A 2,611-nucleotide genomic window follows, 5' to 3' on the forward strand; every position below is an offset into this window, starting at 1 on the left:
GGCAGCTCGCCCGCGCGAACAAGAGACAAGACCTCCGTCGCGGTGACGTTGAGCACGTCGGCCACGTCGGCGACGGTGAGAAACCTGCCGAGAGGAAGTCCAGCCGAATCGGTCATGGCTCGATTATCCGCCCCGATGTCGCCTCCTACCTCGCGTGTGGATAACTGGTTCGCCGTTCAGCGATGAATCGTCAAGATCGGACGCGCTCGAGTGCCCAGAGTCCAGGAGGATGAATGACCACGGCCCTACCCTCTCCAGCCCCCTCTCGACCCCGTCGCGCCGTTGATGCCCGCCTGTTCGTCGGCCTCGTGTTGGTTGCGGCATCAATCGCCGCGGTCGTGGGGATCGTCACGGCGACGGACTCCGGAGACGATGTGCTCGTCGCACCACGGCTCCTCACCCCGGGAGACCTTGTCACGATTGACGACCTCGAGGTCCGTCGGGTGTCGCTGGGCATCGATGGGCATAGCTATCTCGCTCCCGCCGATATTCCCGCAGAAGGAGTCGTGGTGACGCGTACCGTCGCCAGTGGTGAGTTGGTGCCACTGTCTGCGGTCGGTGACTCGCGGGGGCCGAGCGCAACCACGATTGTTGTGTCACTCTCGACGCCCATCGGTGCGACGGTTCGCCCGGGTGACTCGCTCGACCTGTGGTCAGCTCCGGCTCTCGATGCCGGGCAGTTCGGAGCGCCCGTCGTCATCGCCTCAGACACTCAACTCGTTCGCGTCGTGGCTGACGATGCCATTGTCGCGGGGGCAGAAGCGGGCCGCGTTGAACTTCTTGTGGCGCGGCGTGACGTGGCGCGCATCCTGCACGCTCTTGCGAATGGCGATGCCTTGTCTGCCGTTCCTGTGTCTCTCTCGATGGGCCGCTGACATGCTCGTGGCCCTTGCTGTTCCTGGTTTGGATGCCGACGCCATTGAGCTGGCGGTTCTGCGAGCCGGACATCGAGTCGCCTGGCGCGCGATCGACCATGACGAAGTACTCACGCAACTCGCGCAGCGGGCGCCGGAAGCGATCGTGATCGCCGATCACCCCGCGGTTGCGACATCGACGGTCGTCGGATCGTGTGACCTCCTCGGCGTGCGAAGTTGTCTCATCGTGCGGGCCGACACGCCGCTCTCTGCTGGGGCGCTCCGTCTGGGCTTGCAGGATGTCGTGCGGATGAGCGACGACGGTTCTCTCGATCTCCGCGTGTTGGCTGAGCCGCAGATCATGCCGACTTCTGCACCGAGCGATCACGCCGTCGATCCGACTCCTCCGACCCCTCCGACTCCTCCGACCCCGGTGATGCCGACAGCCGCACTGCCGCCGCCCCCATCGCCGACGGTTTCGTTGGACTCACCGCGTGTCTCGGCACCGAGCACGGCCGGGAACGTGAGCCCGCGCATCCCGCGCATCATTGCCGTGTGGGGCCCGGCGGGTGCCCCCGGTCGCACGACACTGTCGATCGGATTGGCGGCCGAACTCGCCGCCAGGGGCCTATCGGTGTGCCTTGTCGACGCCGACACCTATGGCGGCACGGTAGCCCCCGCCCTCGGTCTGCTCGACGAGTCGCCGGGTTTCGCTGCGGCATGCCGACTCGCGGGAGCAGAGACGTTGACGCACGCTGAGCTTGAGCGTGTGGCCCAGCATGCCGAGGGGGCCGCGGGCTCGAGGTTTGCCATTCTCACCGGCATAGGTCGCCCACATCGCTGGCCTGAACTATCGGCATCGCGCGTGACGGCCGTTCTGGAGCAGTGCCGACAGTGGTGCTCTGTCGTGGTCGTCGACGCGGGCTTCAGCCTTGAGACCGATGAAGAAATCAGCAGCGATCTGCTCGCGCCCCGCCGCAACGCCGCGACAATTGCCGCCTTGCGGGCGGCCGACGATGTCGTGGCGGTCGGCGCAGCCGATCCGCTGGGATTAGCTCGCCTGCTGCGCACGCACGCCGACTTGCTTGAGACGCTCGATGGCGCGCGGGTGCGCATCGTGGCGAACCGCGTGCGAGCATCCGTGCTCGGCATTGACCCGCACGGGCAAGTGCGGCAGACGCTCGATCGCTTTGCGGGCATCCGCAATGCCGTGTTGATTGATGACGATCGGGATGCCGCCGACGTTGCGCTGCTCACCGCTCGGGCGGTGCCGCTCGCAGCGCCGCGCTCGTCGTTGAGTCGGGGCATCGCCGAGCTTGCCGACGCGCTCGGGTTCGCGCGCGAGCCCGCTCCGGGTGCCCGCCCGCGCTGGGCCAGGCGCCGTCAGGCTCTGGTCGCGGGCTAGCGGCGCTCGGGCGGCCCGGTCCATCGGTCGTCGCGCCACTCTTTCTGAGTTCTCGACGCGCAAGCCGGGCGTCGCACAGCGACTAGCCTTTACGCGTGTCGACGCTCTCTGATCTGGTGCATGAGCACAGCGATGCCGACGAGGTCGACATTGAGTGGTTGCACTTGCTCATCGCCGACGGGCAGTTGATCGCCGACCTCGCCTTTGCCGACATCGTGTTGTGGGTGCCCACGCGCACGGGCTCGTTCGTGGCCGTTGCTCACACGCGGCCCTCGAGTTCAGCCACGCTGTTCTACCGCGACTTCGTCGGGCAAGAGATCAAGCCCGAGTGGCGCCGGCAAGTGACGCAAGC

General features: G+C 66.9%; 3 protein-coding genes. All 3 read left to right on the top strand.

Annotated features, from left to right (window positions below):
- Positions 1-233: 233 nt before the first annotated feature.
- The gene (locus SFU54_RS07485; protein ID WP_319015661.1) at positions 234-875 is read left to right on the top strand and encodes a hypothetical protein; all 642 of its coding nucleotides are present in this window, start codon (positions 234-236) and stop codon (positions 873-875) included.
- Between the two features lies 1 nt (position 876).
- Positions 877-2,259, top strand: a complete 1,383-nt coding sequence (locus SFU54_RS07490) for a regulator (RefSeq protein WP_319015662.1) — start codon at positions 877-879, stop codon at positions 2,257-2,259.
- A 95-nt stretch (positions 2,260-2,354) separates the two neighbouring features.
- Positions 2,355-2,611: histidine kinase N-terminal domain-containing protein (locus SFU54_RS07495; RefSeq protein WP_319015663.1), on the top strand; the 257-nt coding region annotated here is incomplete at its 3' end.

Source organism: Microcella sp. (assembly GCF_033763155.1).
In the GTDB taxonomy this organism is placed as follows: Bacteria; Actinomycetota; Actinomycetes; order Actinomycetales; family Microbacteriaceae; genus Microcella.

Coding starts and splice junctions, on each gene's coding strand:
- SFU54_RS07485 (WP_319015661.1), top strand. CDS start 234: ATGACCACGGCCCTACCCTCTCCAGCCCCCTCTCGACCCCGTCGCGCC.
- SFU54_RS07490 (WP_319015662.1), top strand. CDS start 877: ATGCTCGTGGCCCTTGCTGTTCCTGGTTTGGATGCCGACGCCATTGAG.